The following is a 14,916-nucleotide window of genomic DNA, read 5'->3' as shown; positions in this document are numbered from 1 at the left end:
CCCAGCAGTCGATGGAGACAGACACCATGCTTGATACCGTAATCCGTTTTTTCCAGGAGGGTGGGCCCTTCATGTATCCGATTGCCATCGTGTTGGCGCTGGGGTTGGCAATTTCACTGGAGCGCTTCCTGTATCTCGGTGCCGTTCGCCGGCGCAACCGCAGGGCATTTGAGCGGGGAATATTGCCCGCACTGCAAAAACGCGATTACCCGCGAGCCATGAAAGCAGCCTCCAGCTCTGACAGCGCCATTGCTGCGGTACTGGGAGCCGGAATTGCCCGGTTGATCAATAACAGCCGGCGCGAAGACATTGAATACGCCATGGAAGAAGGGTTGATGGAGGTATTGCCACGGCTGGAAAAGCGCACGCAATATCTGGCGACACTGGCAAACATTGCAACGCTCCTGGGCTTGTTGGGTACGATTATTGGTCTGATTGCCGCCTTTACTGCTGTGGCGGCGGCAGACCCGGCGCAGAAGGCTTCGTTGTTGTCCGAGAGTATTTCAGTGGCGATGAACACCACGGCGTTTGGGTTGATGTCAGCTATCCCGCTGTTGCTGTTTCACGCTGTCCTGCAAACGCGCACCAATGAAATTGTCGACAGTTTTGAAATGGCGGGCGTCAAATTGTTGAACATGGTTTCCGAGCCGGCCGGCCGGCAAGTCGCGGCGTGATGGTACCGGTAAACCTGGATCTGATCAGGAGTCGCAGATCATGAGACGTCGACATCGCCGGCTGCACGCCTCGGCTGACCTGGACATTACGGCTTTTCTCAACCTGATGATTGTGCTGGTTCCGGTATTACTGCTGGGTATGGTGTTCAGCCAGATCAGAATGATCGAGCTTAACTTTCCCGGGATGGAAGCCGGGCAGGCCCCGGATGCCGAGTCGTTCCGGTTGGTTGTAACCGTATTGCCGGCAGGTATTGAAGTGGCAGACAGCGACCGTGGGTTAATTGATGTGTTGCCTGCAGGCCAGCAGGGCCACAATTATTCCGGCTTGAGTGAGCGACTGCAGCAAATCAAATCCCATGTGCCGGAAAAAACCGATGTAATCCTGGAGGTAGGTCCCGACGTTGATTACCAGACCCTCGTCTCCGTGATGGATACGGTGCGTTCCTATCCCGCCGTGGTGGCAGCGAGCGTGGTGGAGGCGGAGTTGTTTCCGGATGTCTCACTGATGGATGCCGGCGACGAGCGGGATCTTGCTGCCCATCCGGCAGACGGGAAAGGAGAGGGCGCATGAAGCTTTCCAGACGAGCCCGCTTGCGCCAGCGACATTATGGCCGAATGCACAAGGCTGGCGGCCTGAACCTGGTGTCGCTGATGGACATATTTACCATTCTGGTATTTTTCCTGATGGTAAACTCCTCTGATGTAAAGGTTATGCAGAATACGGCGGATGTGCCGCTTCCCCAATCCACGGCAAAGCAGGAGGCGGTAGAGAACCTCACTGTTCAGGTGGTGGGCCGGTCTATCCTGGTGCAGGGGCGGGAAGTGGCCAGGCTGGACGGAATAGAAGCCACCGACACCCGCATTGCCGGGCTGTCAGAGGAGCTGGCGTATCGCAGGAACCGCTGGGAGCAGGTGCCGGAGCAAGGGCTGGCCGTCACCATCATGGCGGGGAAGGATACCGATTACCGACTGCTGCGAAAAATTATGCAGACCTGTGTCGACGAGGAGTTCCGCCAGGTGCGCCTTGCCGTGGAGTCGGAGGTTCGGAATGGCTGACCCCAGGAATCCGTTGTCATCTTCCCGGCTGCCCTGGTCCCGGGATAAAGCCGAAAACGTCCGTTTCGGGTTGATTGCAGGGCTGACGCTGGCTGTGTTTTTAGTCCCTGCACTGATGATTCCCGGATTGCAGGTGCCGGAACCGGAACGCGAAACATCGGAACAGTTACCGCCCCGCCTGGCCAAGCTGGTGCAGCCGCCGGAACCCGTCGAGCCGATTCAGCCCGTTGATGAGCCAGAGCCGCCTGAGCCTGAACCTGAGCCCGAGCCTGAGCCCAAACCTGAGCCCGAGCCTGAGCCCAAACCTGAGCCCAAACCTGAGCCTGAGCCCGAGCCAGAGCCGGTGGCGTTGCCACCCAAGCCGGAACCGACCAGCCCCGAGCCACGGCCGGTGCAGCAAACCGCAGAACAAGCCAGGGAAACCGCCGCCCGCTCTGGTCTGTTTGCCATGAAAGACCGGCTCAGTGCGCTAACCGCCGTGGAGGCCAGTGAGCCACAGGTGCAGCGGCGGGCCAATGTCAGTACTGAAAGTGCCGTTGCATCAAAGCCTGAATCGGTGAGCCCGCAGGTGCTGGAAGGCAGTGGCGGTGTTGAGAACCGCGAAGGACCGGTGCGGGAAGTACAACTGGCGCGGCACGAAACGAGTGAGGTCGTCGCGCCCCAGGCATCGGAACCGCAAGTGGCGGCGCAGCCTGAGCCCGCCAGACCATCGGTAGGCGAGCGCGCCATGAGCAATATCCGGAACGTGTTTGATGGCCAGAAAAGCGTGCTTTATTCGCTGTACCAGCGCGAGTTGAGAAAGGATCCGACGCTGGAGGGCAAGGTCACCCTGGAGCTGGTTATTGAACCGGACGGCAGCGTATCGGCCTGTAATGTTGTCGGCTCTGAACTGGATCATCCGTCGCTGGAGCAACGCATTGCACTGCGCGTGCGAATGTTCGATTTCGGTGCCGCCGAGGTGGAAACCCGGAAGGTACGATTCCCCATCGATTTCCTTCCGGGCTAGGCGCGTTGGGCCTCAGTTCTCGATGGTGATTCTGGGCAAGCGGGGCTTTTGCAGAGACATTTTTTCTGTAGGCGCAATCACTTTGGCCTCGCCTGAAACTACCTGGTCGTTGTTCTGATTACGCACATCGCAGTCGAAAACAACCCGATTCTTCGGGTCTTTACGAACAACGCTCAGGGTAACGGTGAGTGTGTCATCAAGCTTGACCGGCCTTTTGAACGACAGGCTTTGCTCCAGATAAATGGTGCCCGGCCCTGGCATGACGGTGGCCAGCGCCGCAGAAATCAGTGACCCGCTCCACATACCGTGGGCGATGCGCTCACGGAACATGGATTCGGCCGCAAATTCCGAATCCAGGTGCACCGGGTTTACATCCCCGGAAACGGCGGCAAACAGCACCAGTTCGTCTTCGGTCAGTGTGCGGGTAAAGGTGGCGGAGTCGCCTTCGTTCAACTCGTTGTAGGTAATGTTTTCCAGCGTATCCAGGGTATCGCTCATCACAGGCTCCGGTGATTCAGTGTTCGGGTACAACGGTACCGCTTGCTTATCTGAAAGCTACCTCATCGTTAACAAAACTGCTATTCTCTCCCCACTTTTTTGAGGCTGATACTTTTGTCGGGTTGATTTTCCGATGCGCTCAGTCTTGGCAAAACATTACAATCAGGGGGCTTCTGAACCCATCCGGCAGTACCCCAAAGCGCCAATCAGACAGGAGATGGTGATGGATTTTGAGCAGTTCTATCAAGACAAATACCCAGCTGGCATCCCCCGGGAAATTGATCTCAACAAGTACAAGAACATGGTGGATGTGTTCGAGCAGGCGGTTCAGAAATATGCCGACAAGCCTGCGTTTAGCGCGGTTGGTGTAACCCTGACTTATCGGGATCTTGATACTCAAAGCCGTAACTTCGCCGCCTGGCTGCAGAACAAAACCGACCTGAAGCCTGGTGATCGGATTGCGGTGCAAATGCCGAACATTACCCAGTATCCCGTTGTGGTGTTCGGCGCCATGCGCGCGGGGCTGATTGTGGTCAACACCAATCCGCTTTACACCACACGTGAGATGGAGCACCAGTTCAATGACTCCGGTGCCAAGGCTCTGGTGGTACTGGCCAATATGGCGGACAACGCGGAAAAGGTTCTGCCGCATACCGGTATTGAGCACGTAATTGTGACCGAGCTGGCCGATATGCATTCGCCCATCAAGCGGACCCTGATGAACGCCGCCGTGAAGCACCTTAAGAAAATGGTGCCGGCGTTCAACTTGCCTGGGGCACACAAGCTGCCGGCAGTACTCAGTGCCGGTGCCCGCGAGAAGTTCTCACCGGTGGATGTCAAGCTAGACGACCTGGCCGTGTTGCAGTACACAGGCGGCACCACAGGCGTTGCCAAAGGCGCCATGCTGACCCACGCCAATCTGGTTGCGAACCTTACACAGGTGCGGCCGATGCTGGAAGATCAGGTGGAAGAAGGCAAAGAGGTCGTCATCGCGCCGCTGCCCCTGTATCACATTTATTCCTTCACACTGAACTGCGGCATCATGATGGAAGCCGGTGCACACAACGTGCTGATTCCGAACCCGCGTGATATCCCTGGGTTTGTCAAAGAGCTGCAGAAGCAGAAGTTTTCGGCCTTTATTGGCCTGAATACCTTGTTCGTGGCGCTTTGCAATAATGAAGACTTCCAGGATCTGGATTTCTCCGGCCTTAAACTGACGGCGTCTGGCGGTATGGCGCTGACCAGCGACACGGCCAAGATGTGGCAGCGTGTGACCGGCTGTGAAATCAGCGAAGGCTACGGCATGACTGAAACCTCTCCGGTCGTGACCTTCAACCCTCGCAGTGCGATACAGATCGGCACCATCGGCCTGCCAATTCCGTCGACTGTGGTGAAAACCATCGATGACGACGGCAACGAAACACCCGTGGGCGAGCCCGGTGAGCTGTGCGTGAAAGGCCCGCAGGTTATGCGCGGCTACTGGCAGCGTCCGGATGATACCCAGAAGTCCTTCACCGAAGACGGTTTCCTCAAAACCGGCGATGTGGCGCTGATCCAGGAAGACGGCTACATCCGGATTGTCGATCGCAAAAAAGACATGATTATCGTCTCTGGCTTCAACGTCTTCCCGAACGAGATCGAAGACGTCATCACCACTCACCCGAAAGTAGTTGAATGCGCCGCAGTGGGCATTCCAGACGCCAAGAGTGGCGAGGCGGTCAAGGTTTATGTGGTGCCCACCCAGGAGGGTGTGACCGCCAATGAGCTCAAGGAATTCTGTCGCGAACGGCTGACGGCCTACAAAGTGCCGAAGCACTTTGAATTTCGCGATGAACTGCCCAAGAGCAACGTCGGCAAAATCCTCCGCCGTGAGTTGCGGGATGAGGCGAACGCCAGTTAACCGGCGAACCTTGTTGCCCTTTCAAAGACCCTGCTTCGGCGGGGTCTTTGTGTTTCTTGGCTCCGGATTTCGTTAGACTGTTCCGCCCGATGTTCCATCCACCTCTTGATGAGCCTGCAGCTGTTAATGACTGACAACACCCGTTCCGACACCCCCGTTGATCCCAAGGTCGCTGTCAAAGCCATGATGAGCCAGCTGGATGCCTGTAATCAGCAGGAGGCGGCCCGCATCATTCGCCGGGTTAGCCGCTGCAAGGGCAAGCCTGGCGAAAAAGATATCGAGAAGATGGGGCAATGGCTGGAATGTGGGCTGGACAAGGTGCGCAAGCGCCAGGCTCTGCACAAGCCAGCCACCTTTCCGGATGGATTGCCGGTCAGCGACCGGGTAGAGGACATCAGTGAGGCGATCCAGAGCCATCAGGTGGTTATCATCGCCGGTGAAACCGGCTCCGGCAAAACCACGCAAATCCCGAAAATCTGTCTGAACCTCGGGCGCGGTATTCGTGGCCTGATTGGCCATACTCAGCCACGGCGTATTGCCGCGCGCAGCGTGTCCAGCCGGATTGCCGAAGAGCTCGGGGAATCGGTGGGCCAGCAGGTGGGGTATCAGGTTCGGTTTACCGACAATACCTCCGAATCGTCCCGTGTAAAGGTGATGACCGATGGCATTCTGCTGGCAGAGGTCCAGCACGACCGGTTCCTGGATGGTTATGACACCCTGATTATCGACGAGGCCCATGAACGCAGTCTGAATATCGACTTCCTGCTGGGTTATCTGAGGCAGCTGCTGCCCAAGCGGCCAGACCTGAAAGTTATCATCACATCGGCCACCATCGAAGTGGAGCGTTTCAGCGAGTTTTTCAATGAAGCGCCGGTAATTGAGGTTAGTGGCCGCACCTTCCCGGTGGACATTCGCTATCGACCTCTGGCGGGCGATGAAGACGACCGGGACCAGGGCTGGACCGACGGTGTACTGTCGGCGCTCGAGGAAATTGAACAGCATGAACGGCAGGAAAAACAGCCGCCGGGCGATGTTCTGGTATTCCTGCCCGGTGAGCGCGAAATCCGTGCCTTGAGCAAGGTGCTGCGCCATGCCGACCTGCGCCACACAGAGGTGTTGCCACTGTATTCCCGTTTGAGTAACCAGGAGCAGAACCGGGTTTTCCAGAGCCATCGGGGGCGTCGGATAGTGCTTTCCACCAACGTAGCGGAAACGTCGCTGACGGTTCCCGGAATCCGCTATGTGATTGACACCGGTGTGGCCCGAATCAGCCGGTACAGCGTTCGCTCGAAGATTCAGCGCCTGCCTGTTGAACCCATTTCCCAGGCCAGTGCCAACCAGCGTGCGGGACGATGTGGGCGTGTGGCGCCGGGCATTTGTTTCCGCCTGTACGACGAGACGGACTTTCTCAATCGGCCGGAATATACCGATCCGGAAATACTGAGAACCAACCTGGCCTCGGTTATTCTGCAAATGGCGACTTCCGGCCTGGGCGAGATCCGCCACTTTCCGTTTCTCGAAGCCCCGGACCGCCGCCAGATAAACGATGGTTACAAGCTGCTGGAGGAACTCAGCGCGGTTGATGACAACCGGCGGGTAACCAGGCTGGGGCGCACCATGGCACGCCTGCCCCTTGATCCAAGACTGGCGCGGATGCTGGTTACCTCGGCGGAGCAGGGCAGCCTGGCCGAGGTGCTGATTGTGATTGCCGGCCTGAGTGTTCAGGACCCCAGAGAGCGCCCTCAGGACAAACAGCAGGCAGCCGACCAGGCGCACGCGCCCTTCAACGACAAGGAATCGGATTTTGTAACGCTGCTCAACGTCTGGAACTGGTTTGAAGAGCAGCGGCAGGAGTTGTCCCAGAACCAGCTCAAGAAACTGTGTCAGAAAACGTTTCTGAGCTGGATGCGGATGCGGGAGTGGCGGGACATTCATCGCCAGCTGACCCTGATTTGCCGGGAGCAAAAGCTGTCATTCAACAAGCAGCCGGCGAACTACGATGCAGTCCATAAAGCCATCCTTGCGGGTTTGCTTGGGCAGGTTGCCGTGAAAGTCGAAAAGCGCGAGTACCTGGCTACCCGAAATCGTAAAGTGCTGATTTTTCCGGGTTCCAAGGTAGGCAAGACCGCGCCCAAGTGGATTGTGGCAGCCGAGATTGTTGAAACCAGCAAAGTGTTCGCGCGTATGGTGGCAGCCATTCAGCCGGAGTGGGTGGAGCCCCTGGCGGGCCACGTGGTGAAGCACCACTATTTCGAGCCTCACTGGGAGCAGAAGCGTGCCCAGGTGATGGGCTATGAAAAAGTGACTCTGTATGGCCTGGATGTGGTGCCTAAACGCCGCATTCCTTACGCGAAAGTAGATCCGGAGGAATGCCGTAACCTGTTTATCCGCCGTGCTCTGGTGGAGGGCGAATACCGATCGAAGGCGCCGTTCATTGCCCGGAACCGGGAAATGCTGGATACGGTCGAAAACCTTGAAAAGAAAACCCGCCGCCGGGATCTTCTGGTGGATGATGAAGTGCTGGTGGCGTTCTACGACCAGCGAATGCCCGCAGAGATTGTCAGTGGGCGGTATTTTGAAACCTGGTGGCAGGGCTTGTCGGCTCAGGAATTAAAAGGGCTGGAACTGACAGAGAGTGATGTTCTGCAGCGCCCGCTGGATCAGTCCGCGGAGCAGCTGTACCCGGACTATCTGGAATGGGAGGGCGTCAATTACCCGCTGAGTTATGAGTTTGAGCCCACCAGCGAGCGTGACGGCGTGACGCTTAACGTGCCTTTGATGGCTTTGCGCCAGATACCTGCCCGGCGCCTGGAGTGGCTGGTGCCCGGTCTGCTCCGTGAAAAGTGCATTGCGCTTGTTAAAGGCCTGCCCAAGGCGTTGCGTCGCAATTTTGTTCCGGTTCCGGACTTTGTGGATGCAGCTCTTGCGAATTTACAACCGGATAACCAGCCCCTTGCCATCAAACTGGGTGAGCAACTGCGCCGCATGACCGGTGTTCAGATTGCGCCGGATGCCTGGCCTGAGGAGGAATTACCTCGCCACCTCAGGATGAATCTCCGGGTAACGGGCGACAAAGGCAGGGTGATCGCCGAGGGCCGGGATGCCGATGAGCTCCAGGGCGAGCTGGAAGGGCGCGCGGAAGAAGCCCTGGCATCGGCGACGCAGAATGAAGGCGGGCACAAACCTGCTGATGAGTCTGCCGAGTGGCAATTCGGCACGCTGCCGGCGCAGGTCCAGACCGAAAAAGGCGGTATGCAGGTAACGGTCTATCCCGCCCTGGAGGATCTGGGCAACAAGGTTCGGGAGGTGCGCTACCTCGATCGATTGACGGCGGAAGACACTTTGCGCAGGGGTATTGCCCGGCTCATCGTAAACCGGTTTGGTAACACCCTGGCGGACCTCGAGCGCAAATTACCGCGATTCAAGCAGTCGGCGCTGATGTTTGCCCCTGTCGGTCGGGCGAAGGTTTTGCTGGATGATCTGGTGCTGTCAACGGTTATGCAGCACTTTCTGGCAGAGGAGTTGCCCCGCAGCGAGCAGGCCTTTGTAACTCTGTTCGACCGTTATCGTGGCGACTTCATACCGGCGCTGGAGGCGGCCGATGAGCGGTTGTTTCAGGCCATGAAGGGGTATCAGAAAGTGGCGAAACAGCTTAAAGGCAAGATCAGTCTGGCGCTGGCTGCCAGTATGGCAGATCTCAAATTCCAGATGCAGCAGCTGGTGTATCCCGGATTTCTGGTGAGTACCCCGGCACCCTGGCTTGAGCGATTTGGTGTCTACTTCGAGGCTGCGGATATCCGGCTGGAGAAAATGCCCCGGGAGATGGGCCGGGAGCGGGAGTTTCTGCACACCATCGAACCTTTGTGGAGCCGGTATGCTGCGAAACTCGAACAACATAAACGCCAGGGTGTCAGAGATCCGGAACTGGACAGCTACCGATGGATGCTGGAGGAATACCGGGTGTCCTTTTTTGCCCAGCAATTGGGCACGGTCATGACTGTTTCGGTCAAGCGACTGGACAAACAATGGGAAAAGACCCGGATTTAGGTCTGTACCATGCACCAGATTGGGGCCACTGGACGATAGTCCCACGGGCAATTCTGCAGGACTGTGTTAGTATTTCTGACATTGTATTGTCAGAAACTGTTCTTACCATGTTGACGTGGGGTTATTGTGATTAAAGCCGTCATTAGCGGAACCGGCCTCTATACGCCGCCCGCCACTATCGAGAATGATGAGCTGGTTGAGGCCTTCAACCAGTATGTGGAGTTGTTCAACAGCGAGCACGCAGACCAGATTGCCCGAGGCGAAATCGCGGCACTGCAGCCCTCGTCCTCGGCATTTATCGAGAAGGCTTCCGGCATCAAGCGGCGCCATGTGATAGACCGTGAAGGCATTCTCGACCCCGAGAGAATGACCCCGTCCATTCCCGAGCGCAGTAACGATGAACCCTCGGTGCAATGTGATATGGCCGTGGCGGCGAGCAAAGAAGCACTTGAGCAGGCTGGTAAAACAGCGGCGGATGTGGACGCTGTTATTGTGGCCTGTTCCAACCTGCAGCGGGGCTATCCGGCCATTGCCATTGAAGTACAGGACGCCCTCGGTATTGACGGCTTTGCTTACGACATGAACGTGGCGTGTAGCTCTGCGACGTTCGGCCTGCAGGCGGCCGTGAACTCGGTTGAAAATGGCGCCGCACGCTCTGTGCTGGTGGTCAGCCCGGAAATCTGCTCGGGGCACCTGAACTTCCGGGATCGCGACAGCCACTTTATTTTTGGTGATGCCTGCACTGCCATCCTGGTTGAACGGGAAGAAGACACCCGGGCCGGTCAGGGCTTCGAAATTCTGGGCACGCGCCTTAAAACCAAGTTTTCCAACAACATCCGGAACAACTTTGGCTTTCTTAACCGGGCGGATGAGTCGGGCATTGGCAAGCCGGACAAGCTGTTTATTCAGCAGGGCCGGAAAGTCTTCAAAGAAGTATCACCCCTGGTGGCGGACACCATCCAGAGTCATCTCGACGCGCTTTCACTGAGCCCGGACAACCTGACTCGTATGTGGTTGCACCAGGCCAATCTGAATATGAACCAGTTGATTGCCCGCAAAGTGCTGGGGCGCGATGCCACGGTTACCGAAGCGCCGGTGATTCTGGACGAATACGCCAACACCAGCTCCGCAGGCTCGATCATTGCCTTCCACAAGCACAAAGACGACCTGAAAGCCGGCGACCTCGGGGTTATTTGCTCCTTTGGTGCCGGCTACTCCATCGGAAGCGTTGTCGTGCGCCACCGCTAAGCCGTTCTACTGCGCTGCCAGTGCTCTGAGAGTGTCTGGCAGTGCGGTGGATTTCCGCGAGTGACGGTCCATCCACACAATTTTCGCGTACCCTTCCGCATAGATATCGCCGGTGTGCTCGTCCTTCAGCAGGTGGTAGGTTTCCAGGCTGGTGTTTCCTGCCTTGTCCGCGTATGTTTCCACCACCACGTTGGCCGGGTGGGTCAGCTCTTTCAGAAAGGTGGCGCTGGTCTTTATAATGACTGGCCCGGTGTCGTCGCCTGTACCACCAAGTTCCAGTGAGGCAAGCCAGACAATTCGGGCTTCTTCAAAGAAACGAAAGTACACTGTGTTATTGGCGTGGCCGTATGCGTCCATGTCGCCCCAGCGCAGCGTCATGGTGAGGCTGCTGACTCGATTACCCGGTACTGACATCGGATTTTCCTCCGGAAAATGAAAAAAATAATAAAGCGCCGGTATTGTTGACGAAACTGAACAGGTTAAACAACCCAAGAGAACGACATGAACGAGCGTAAGTTCCGGCGCTGGCCACTCCTGGTGGCCATCGCAGTGTTTATGATCCCGGTATTCCTCAAACCGGCCATGGCCCAGAACCTCCAGGAGCCACCGGTGGATCCGGCAATGCCGGTCGACAGTAGCGACCCCTACGAGAGCTGGAACCGCAAGGTCTTTGCCTTCAATGATGCCATTGATCGTTGGTTTCTGAGGCCTGTGGCCCAGGGTTACCGCGCCGTGACCCCCGACCTGGTAGACCGCGGCATTACCAATTTTTTCAACAATCTGACTGAAATTCGCAATTTCACCAACAGCATTCTCCAGCTCAAGGGCGAATCGGCGGTTGTCGCCGCGGGCCGGTTTACCTACAACACGGTGTTTGGTCTTGGCGGGTTTTTTGACGTGGCGAATGCTTTCGAGCTACCCGAAAGGCCGGAAGATTTTGGCCAGACCCTGGCGACCTGGGGCGTGGGCTCGGGGCCGTACCTGATGCTGCCACTGCTGGGCCCCTCCACGCCGCGTTATTTCACCGGGATGGCGTCCGACGGGTTCATGCTGCCGTCCGCCTGGGACTCGGTGGAGAGTCCTGAGTGGTACTATCTCCGGATGCTGCAGATTGTGGACAAGCGCGCAGACCTGATACCCGCGGAGAACTTTATTTCCGGCGACCGGTACACGTTTATGCGCAATGCCTTCATGCAGCGTCGTGAATTCCTGATCAACGATGGTAAGATCACTGAAGATCCTTTCGCGAGTGACGACGAAGATCTGATGCTCGACGATTTCTGAGTATTGATGCCGGGAGGCAACAGGTGATCAAGGACCCGAGGATAGCCCGTTTCCGCAAGATGTTGGCCGAGGCCAACAACTATGAGCAATGGAAGGCGGCGGCACTGGAGCTGGATTTTCTCGAAGGCAATGCCGAATGGAAAGAGGATTTCGGTTCCGACCTGTACCATTACGAGCTGGTTTACGATCGCCTGAGCAATCTTAAACAATACCGTCAGCAGAATGATTTCGAACGCCTGAAGCGGGCGCTCAGGGAGGGGCTCCATCACGACCTGGGCAATATGGGTAATCCGGCGCTATACACCCGCTCCCGGGTGGGCACCAAACACCTGATTGAAGAGTACATTACCCAGGTGTGTGAGTCGCTGGATTACCTGTGCGACCATCCCGTTCCCGGCTTTCCGGTTTACGACAAGCTTCAGTTTTTCCGGGACACACTCACCAGCTATGGCCGGCCGACGCTTCTGCTGAGCGGTGGCGCCAGCCTGGGTATGTTTCACTTTGGCGTGATCAAGGCGCTTTGGGAAAAAGGCCTGTTGCCCCAGGTGATAGCGGGCTCCAGTATCGGGGCCATTATTGCCGGCATTCTGGGTGTGCACACCGATGCCGAGATTCCGGGAATGCTGGTACCCGAGAACCACAACCTGAAGGCCTGGAAATGGCGCGGGTTGTTGAGCGCCATGCGTGGTGACGGTTTAATGGACCAGGGGACACTGCGCCGGTGTCTGCAGGAAAATATCGGCGACTACACCTTCGAGGAAGCCTATCAGCGTACCGGGCGCAGCATTAACATCAGTGTTTCTCCGGTTCAGGCACATCAGAAGGCCCGCTTGCTCTGCGGTTACACCTCACCGTATCTGCAGGTGTGGAGCGCTGCGCTGGCAAGCGCCGCAGTGCCCGGGGTGTTTCCGCCGGTGACGCTGATGAAAAAAGATCTGAACGGTCACTCCCTGCCTTATATGCCCCGGCTGAAATTCGTGGATGGTTCGGTGGTAAGCGACCTGCCAATCGAACGCCTGATGCATCTGTACGATGTGAATTTCACGATTGTGAGCCAGACCAATCCCCATGTGGTGCCGTTTCTGAACAACCGTGGTCACGATGAGAAGCTGTCTCTGGCGAATCTGCCGTCACACTTGCTCAAGGCCGAGATACAGTTCCATGGCCAGGGTATTTTTGATTATTTGAGAAAACGTCTCCGGCCTGAATTATTGCGCCAGTTCTCGGGCCAGATGCACACCATCATGGCCCAGCGGTATTCCGGGGATGTTACGATTGCGCCGCATTATTCCCTCCGGCATTACCGCCGTATGTTAGCCAATCCCAGCCCGGAGTACGTGCGGGAAATGATTCTGGAAGGGGAGCGCGCCACCTGGCCGAAGATATCGATGATTCGTTCCCATGCGCGAATCTCCAAAACGCTGGAACGTTGTGTCCGCCGGCTGAAACAGCAAAACCGGCGCGCAGCGGAACTCAAACTGGTAAGCGGTAACGCCCCGGCCAGGCTCTGAGGACTCATGTACTACGATTTCTTTGGCTTTCGCGAGCCGCCGTTCTCCATCGCTCCGGACCCCCGGTACCTTTACCTCAGCGATCGCCATAAAGAGGCCCTGGCGCATCTGATGTACGGTGTGCAGGGGCAGGGTGGCTTCATTGTTATTACTGGTGAAGTCGGCACGGGTAAGACCACGGTATGCCGATGTTTTATCGAAAATGCACCAGAGCACGTAGACATTGCACTGGTGTTGAATCCGCGGCTTTCCGCCCGTGAGCTGTTGTCTTCGGTTTGCGACGAGCTGGAAATCCCGCACCAACCGGATACCTCCATCAAGACCCTGGTGGACAGTATCAATCGGGACCTGCTGAACGCTCATGCCGCGGGCCGGCATAAGGTGTTGATTATTGATGAGGCCCAGAATCTTTCCGCCGAGGTGCTGGAGCAGCTGCGTCTGTTGACCAATCTGGAAACCTCGGAAAAGAAGCTGCTGCAGATAGTGTTGCTGGGTCAGCCGGAGCTTCAGGATATTCTGGCCCTGCCTGAACTTCGCCAGCTCAACCAGCGGGTCACGGCGCGCTATCATCTTGACGCCATAAGCCGCGACGAACTGCCCGCCTATCTTCAATACCGGCTCGGTGTGGCCGGTTTGCGCGGTGACATCTTTATGCCCGGGGCGATCCGCCGGTTGTATCGGGAAAGTCAGGGCGTTCCGCGGCTGATCAATCTGATCAGTGACCGGGCGCTGCTTGGAGCTTACGCGGAGGGTGACCATCTGATCTCCGCAACCCACATTCGCAGAGCGGCGAAAGAGGTCAATGGTGGACCGTCACAGGCTCCCGGCCGGCGAACCTCAGGCGCCCGTTCCAGTCAGTTAGGGCTTGTGCTCGCTTCGGTGATGATTGCAGTCATCGGCACCTTGTGGCTGCTGGATGAGGATGGTCTGCCGGCCTCATTGCTGGCTGGCACGCAGGATGCCTCTTCAGGCGCTGGTGTTATCGAGCGTGCCGCAGACACGAAAACCGACAGCGCGCCCGAGCCCGAGAGCAAGGCTGCCGGGCCTGCAGAGTCTGCCTTGCCCTTCGTGTTCAGCCAGCATACCCGGCCGTTACCTGAGGCGTTTGCTGCCCTGTTCGGGCTGTGGGGAAAGAACTACGAGCGCTCGGCACATCCCATCGCGTGTGATTACGCCGCCACAGCCGGGCTTGCCTGTCTGGAGCGCCAGGGCAGCCGCCGAAGCCTGGAATTCATCAATCGGCCGGCAATACTGCAGTTGCGAGATGAGCAAGGGCGCATTAGCCAGGTGGTACTCCAGAGCCTGGACGGTGAGGTTGCGGAGATTGCCACGGCCGAGGGCTCTCGGCGGGTTCCGTTCCGGGAGCTCGAGCGCTACTGGTATGGTGATTTCCGGGTACTCTGGCGCATTCCGGAATATATGAGCGGCGATGGCTTTTACCGTGACGACTCCGGCGAACAGCTCTGGATTGGCGCTCGCATGATGGAGTTGGCGGAGCGTTTGAGCAATGGCGAGAGCGAAGCCGCCCGCATCAAGCGGATGGAAATGACGGAACAGGTACGCTGGTATCAGGAAGAGCGCGGGCTGACAGTGGATGGCATTGCCGGCGCCATGACGATTATCCAGATGAATAATGACCTGTCCGACCGGGTTCCAAGACTGGTGCCCTCAACGATGGCCGGGAACGGGTAG

Annotated in this window: 12 protein-coding genes; 10 read left to right on the top strand and 2 right to left on the bottom strand. The window is 57.4% G+C overall.

Annotation, left to right across the window (positions count from 1 at the left end):
• Positions 1 to 26: 26 nt before the first annotated feature.
• Genes ACP2AU_RS01135 through ACP2AU_RS01120 form a run of 4 tightly spaced genes read left to right on the top strand, consistent with a single transcriptional unit; the run spans position 27 to position 2,736 of the window.
• Positions 27 to 674: a MotA/TolQ/ExbB proton channel family protein gene (locus ACP2AU_RS01135; RefSeq protein ID WP_426373931.1), complete on the top strand. Its 648-nt coding sequence runs from the start codon at positions 27 to 29 to the stop codon at positions 672 to 674.
• A 40-nt stretch (positions 675 to 714) separates the two neighbouring features.
• A complete protein-coding gene (locus ACP2AU_RS01130; protein WP_426373930.1) occupies positions 715 to 1,245 on the top strand; it encodes an ExbD/TolR family protein in 531 nt (176 codons plus the stop codon).
• Entirely contained in the window at positions 1,242 to 1,730 is a 489-nt protein-coding gene (locus ACP2AU_RS01125) for an ExbD/TolR family protein (protein WP_426373929.1), read from the top strand. Before ACP2AU_RS01130 ends, ACP2AU_RS01125 begins: the two co-directional genes overlap by 4 nt.
• Positions 1,723 to 2,736, top strand: coding sequence for an AgmX/PglI C-terminal domain-containing protein (locus ACP2AU_RS01120; protein ID WP_426373928.1), 1,014 nt, complete (start codon positions 1,723 to 1,725; stop codon positions 2,734 to 2,736). The genes ACP2AU_RS01125 and ACP2AU_RS01120 overlap by 8 nt, the downstream gene beginning before the upstream one ends.
• A gap of 12 nt (positions 2,737 to 2,748) precedes the next feature.
• Here ACP2AU_RS01120 and ACP2AU_RS01115 read toward each other — a convergent pair whose 3' ends face one another.
• Positions 2,749 to 3,234 carry a MaoC/PaaZ C-terminal domain-containing protein gene (locus ACP2AU_RS01115; RefSeq protein ID WP_426373927.1) on the bottom strand — a complete coding sequence of 162 codons (486 nt, stop codon included), beginning with the start codon at positions 3,232 to 3,234 and terminating at the stop codon, positions 2,749 to 2,751.
• 223 nt (positions 3,235 to 3,457) lie between these two features.
• Between ACP2AU_RS01115 and ACP2AU_RS01110 the strand changes: the two genes are divergently transcribed.
• The 3 genes from ACP2AU_RS01110 to ACP2AU_RS01100 all read left to right on the top strand — a co-directional run bounded on the left by ACP2AU_RS01110 (position 3,458) and on the right by ACP2AU_RS01100 (position 10,429).
• Positions 3,458 to 5,134, top strand: a complete 1,677-nt coding sequence (locus ACP2AU_RS01110) for a long-chain fatty acid--CoA ligase (RefSeq protein ID WP_426373926.1) — start codon at positions 3,458 to 3,460, stop codon at positions 5,132 to 5,134.
• Between the two features lie 126 nt (positions 5,135 to 5,260).
• A complete protein-coding gene (gene hrpA / locus ACP2AU_RS01105) occupies positions 5,261 to 9,181 on the top strand; it encodes an ATP-dependent RNA helicase HrpA (protein ID WP_426373925.1) in 3,921 nt (1,306 codons plus the stop codon).
• Positions 9,182 to 9,307: 126 nt separating this feature from the next.
• Positions 9,308 to 10,429, top strand: coding sequence for a beta-ketoacyl-ACP synthase III (locus ACP2AU_RS01100; protein ID WP_426373924.1), 1,122 nt, complete (start codon positions 9,308 to 9,310; stop codon positions 10,427 to 10,429).
• A gap of 6 nt (positions 10,430 to 10,435) precedes the next feature.
• On the opposite strand, the gene ACP2AU_RS01095 is transcribed toward ACP2AU_RS01100, so the two are convergent.
• A complete protein-coding gene (locus ACP2AU_RS01095) occupies positions 10,436 to 10,843 on the bottom strand; it encodes an acyl-CoA thioesterase (protein ID WP_426373923.1) in 408 nt (135 codons plus the stop codon).
• Positions 10,844 to 10,930: 87 nt separating this feature from the next.
• Here ACP2AU_RS01095 and ACP2AU_RS01090 point away from each other — a divergent pair, with 87 nt between their 5' ends.
• Genes ACP2AU_RS01090 through ACP2AU_RS01080 form a run of 3 tightly spaced genes read left to right on the top strand, consistent with a single transcriptional unit; the run spans position 10,931 to position 14,916 of the window.
• The gene (locus tag ACP2AU_RS01090) at positions 10,931 to 11,713 is read left to right on the top strand and encodes an MlaA family lipoprotein (RefSeq protein WP_426373922.1); all 783 of its coding nucleotides are present in this window, start codon (positions 10,931 to 10,933) and stop codon (positions 11,711 to 11,713) included.
• Between the two features lie 23 nt (positions 11,714 to 11,736).
• A complete protein-coding gene (locus tag ACP2AU_RS01085; RefSeq protein WP_426373921.1) occupies positions 11,737 to 13,224 on the top strand; it encodes a DUF3336 domain-containing protein in 1,488 nt (495 codons plus the stop codon).
• Between the two features lie 6 nt (positions 13,225 to 13,230).
• Complete coding sequence (locus ACP2AU_RS01080) at positions 13,231 to 14,916, top strand: ExeA family protein (protein ID WP_426373920.1); 1,686 nt, start codon at positions 13,231 to 13,233, stop codon at positions 14,914 to 14,916.

It is taken from the genome of Marinobacter sp. VGCF2001 (assembly GCF_049943275.1).
Taxonomy (GTDB): domain Bacteria; phylum Pseudomonadota; class Gammaproteobacteria; order Pseudomonadales; family Oleiphilaceae; genus Marinobacter.
Note: the sequence above shows the minus strand (reverse complement) of the source record. Positions and strands in the feature narration are given on the sequence as shown.

Coding starts and splice junctions, on each gene's coding strand:
- hrpA (WP_426373925.1), top strand. CDS start 5,261: ATGACTGACAACACCCGTTCCGACACCCCCGTTGATCCCAAGGTCGCT.
- ACP2AU_RS01125 (WP_426373929.1), top strand. CDS start 1,242: ATGAAGCTTTCCAGACGAGCCCGCTTGCGCCAGCGACATTATGGCCGA.
- ACP2AU_RS01095 (WP_426373923.1), bottom strand. CDS start 10,843: ATGTCAGTACCGGGTAATCGAGTCAGCAGCCTCACCATGACGCTGCGC.
- ACP2AU_RS01120 (WP_426373928.1), top strand. CDS start 1,723: ATGGCTGACCCCAGGAATCCGTTGTCATCTTCCCGGCTGCCCTGGTCC.
- ACP2AU_RS01080 (WP_426373920.1), top strand. CDS start 13,231: ATGTACTACGATTTCTTTGGCTTTCGCGAGCCGCCGTTCTCCATCGCT.
- ACP2AU_RS01090 (WP_426373922.1), top strand. CDS start 10,931: ATGAACGAGCGTAAGTTCCGGCGCTGGCCACTCCTGGTGGCCATCGCA.
- ACP2AU_RS01110 (WP_426373926.1), top strand. CDS start 3,458: ATGGATTTTGAGCAGTTCTATCAAGACAAATACCCAGCTGGCATCCCC.
- ACP2AU_RS01115 (WP_426373927.1), bottom strand. CDS start 3,234: ATGAGCGATACCCTGGATACGCTGGAAAACATTACCTACAACGAGTTG.
- ACP2AU_RS01130 (WP_426373930.1), top strand. CDS start 715: ATGAGACGTCGACATCGCCGGCTGCACGCCTCGGCTGACCTGGACATT.
- ACP2AU_RS01135 (WP_426373931.1), top strand. CDS start 27: ATGCTTGATACCGTAATCCGTTTTTTCCAGGAGGGTGGGCCCTTCATG.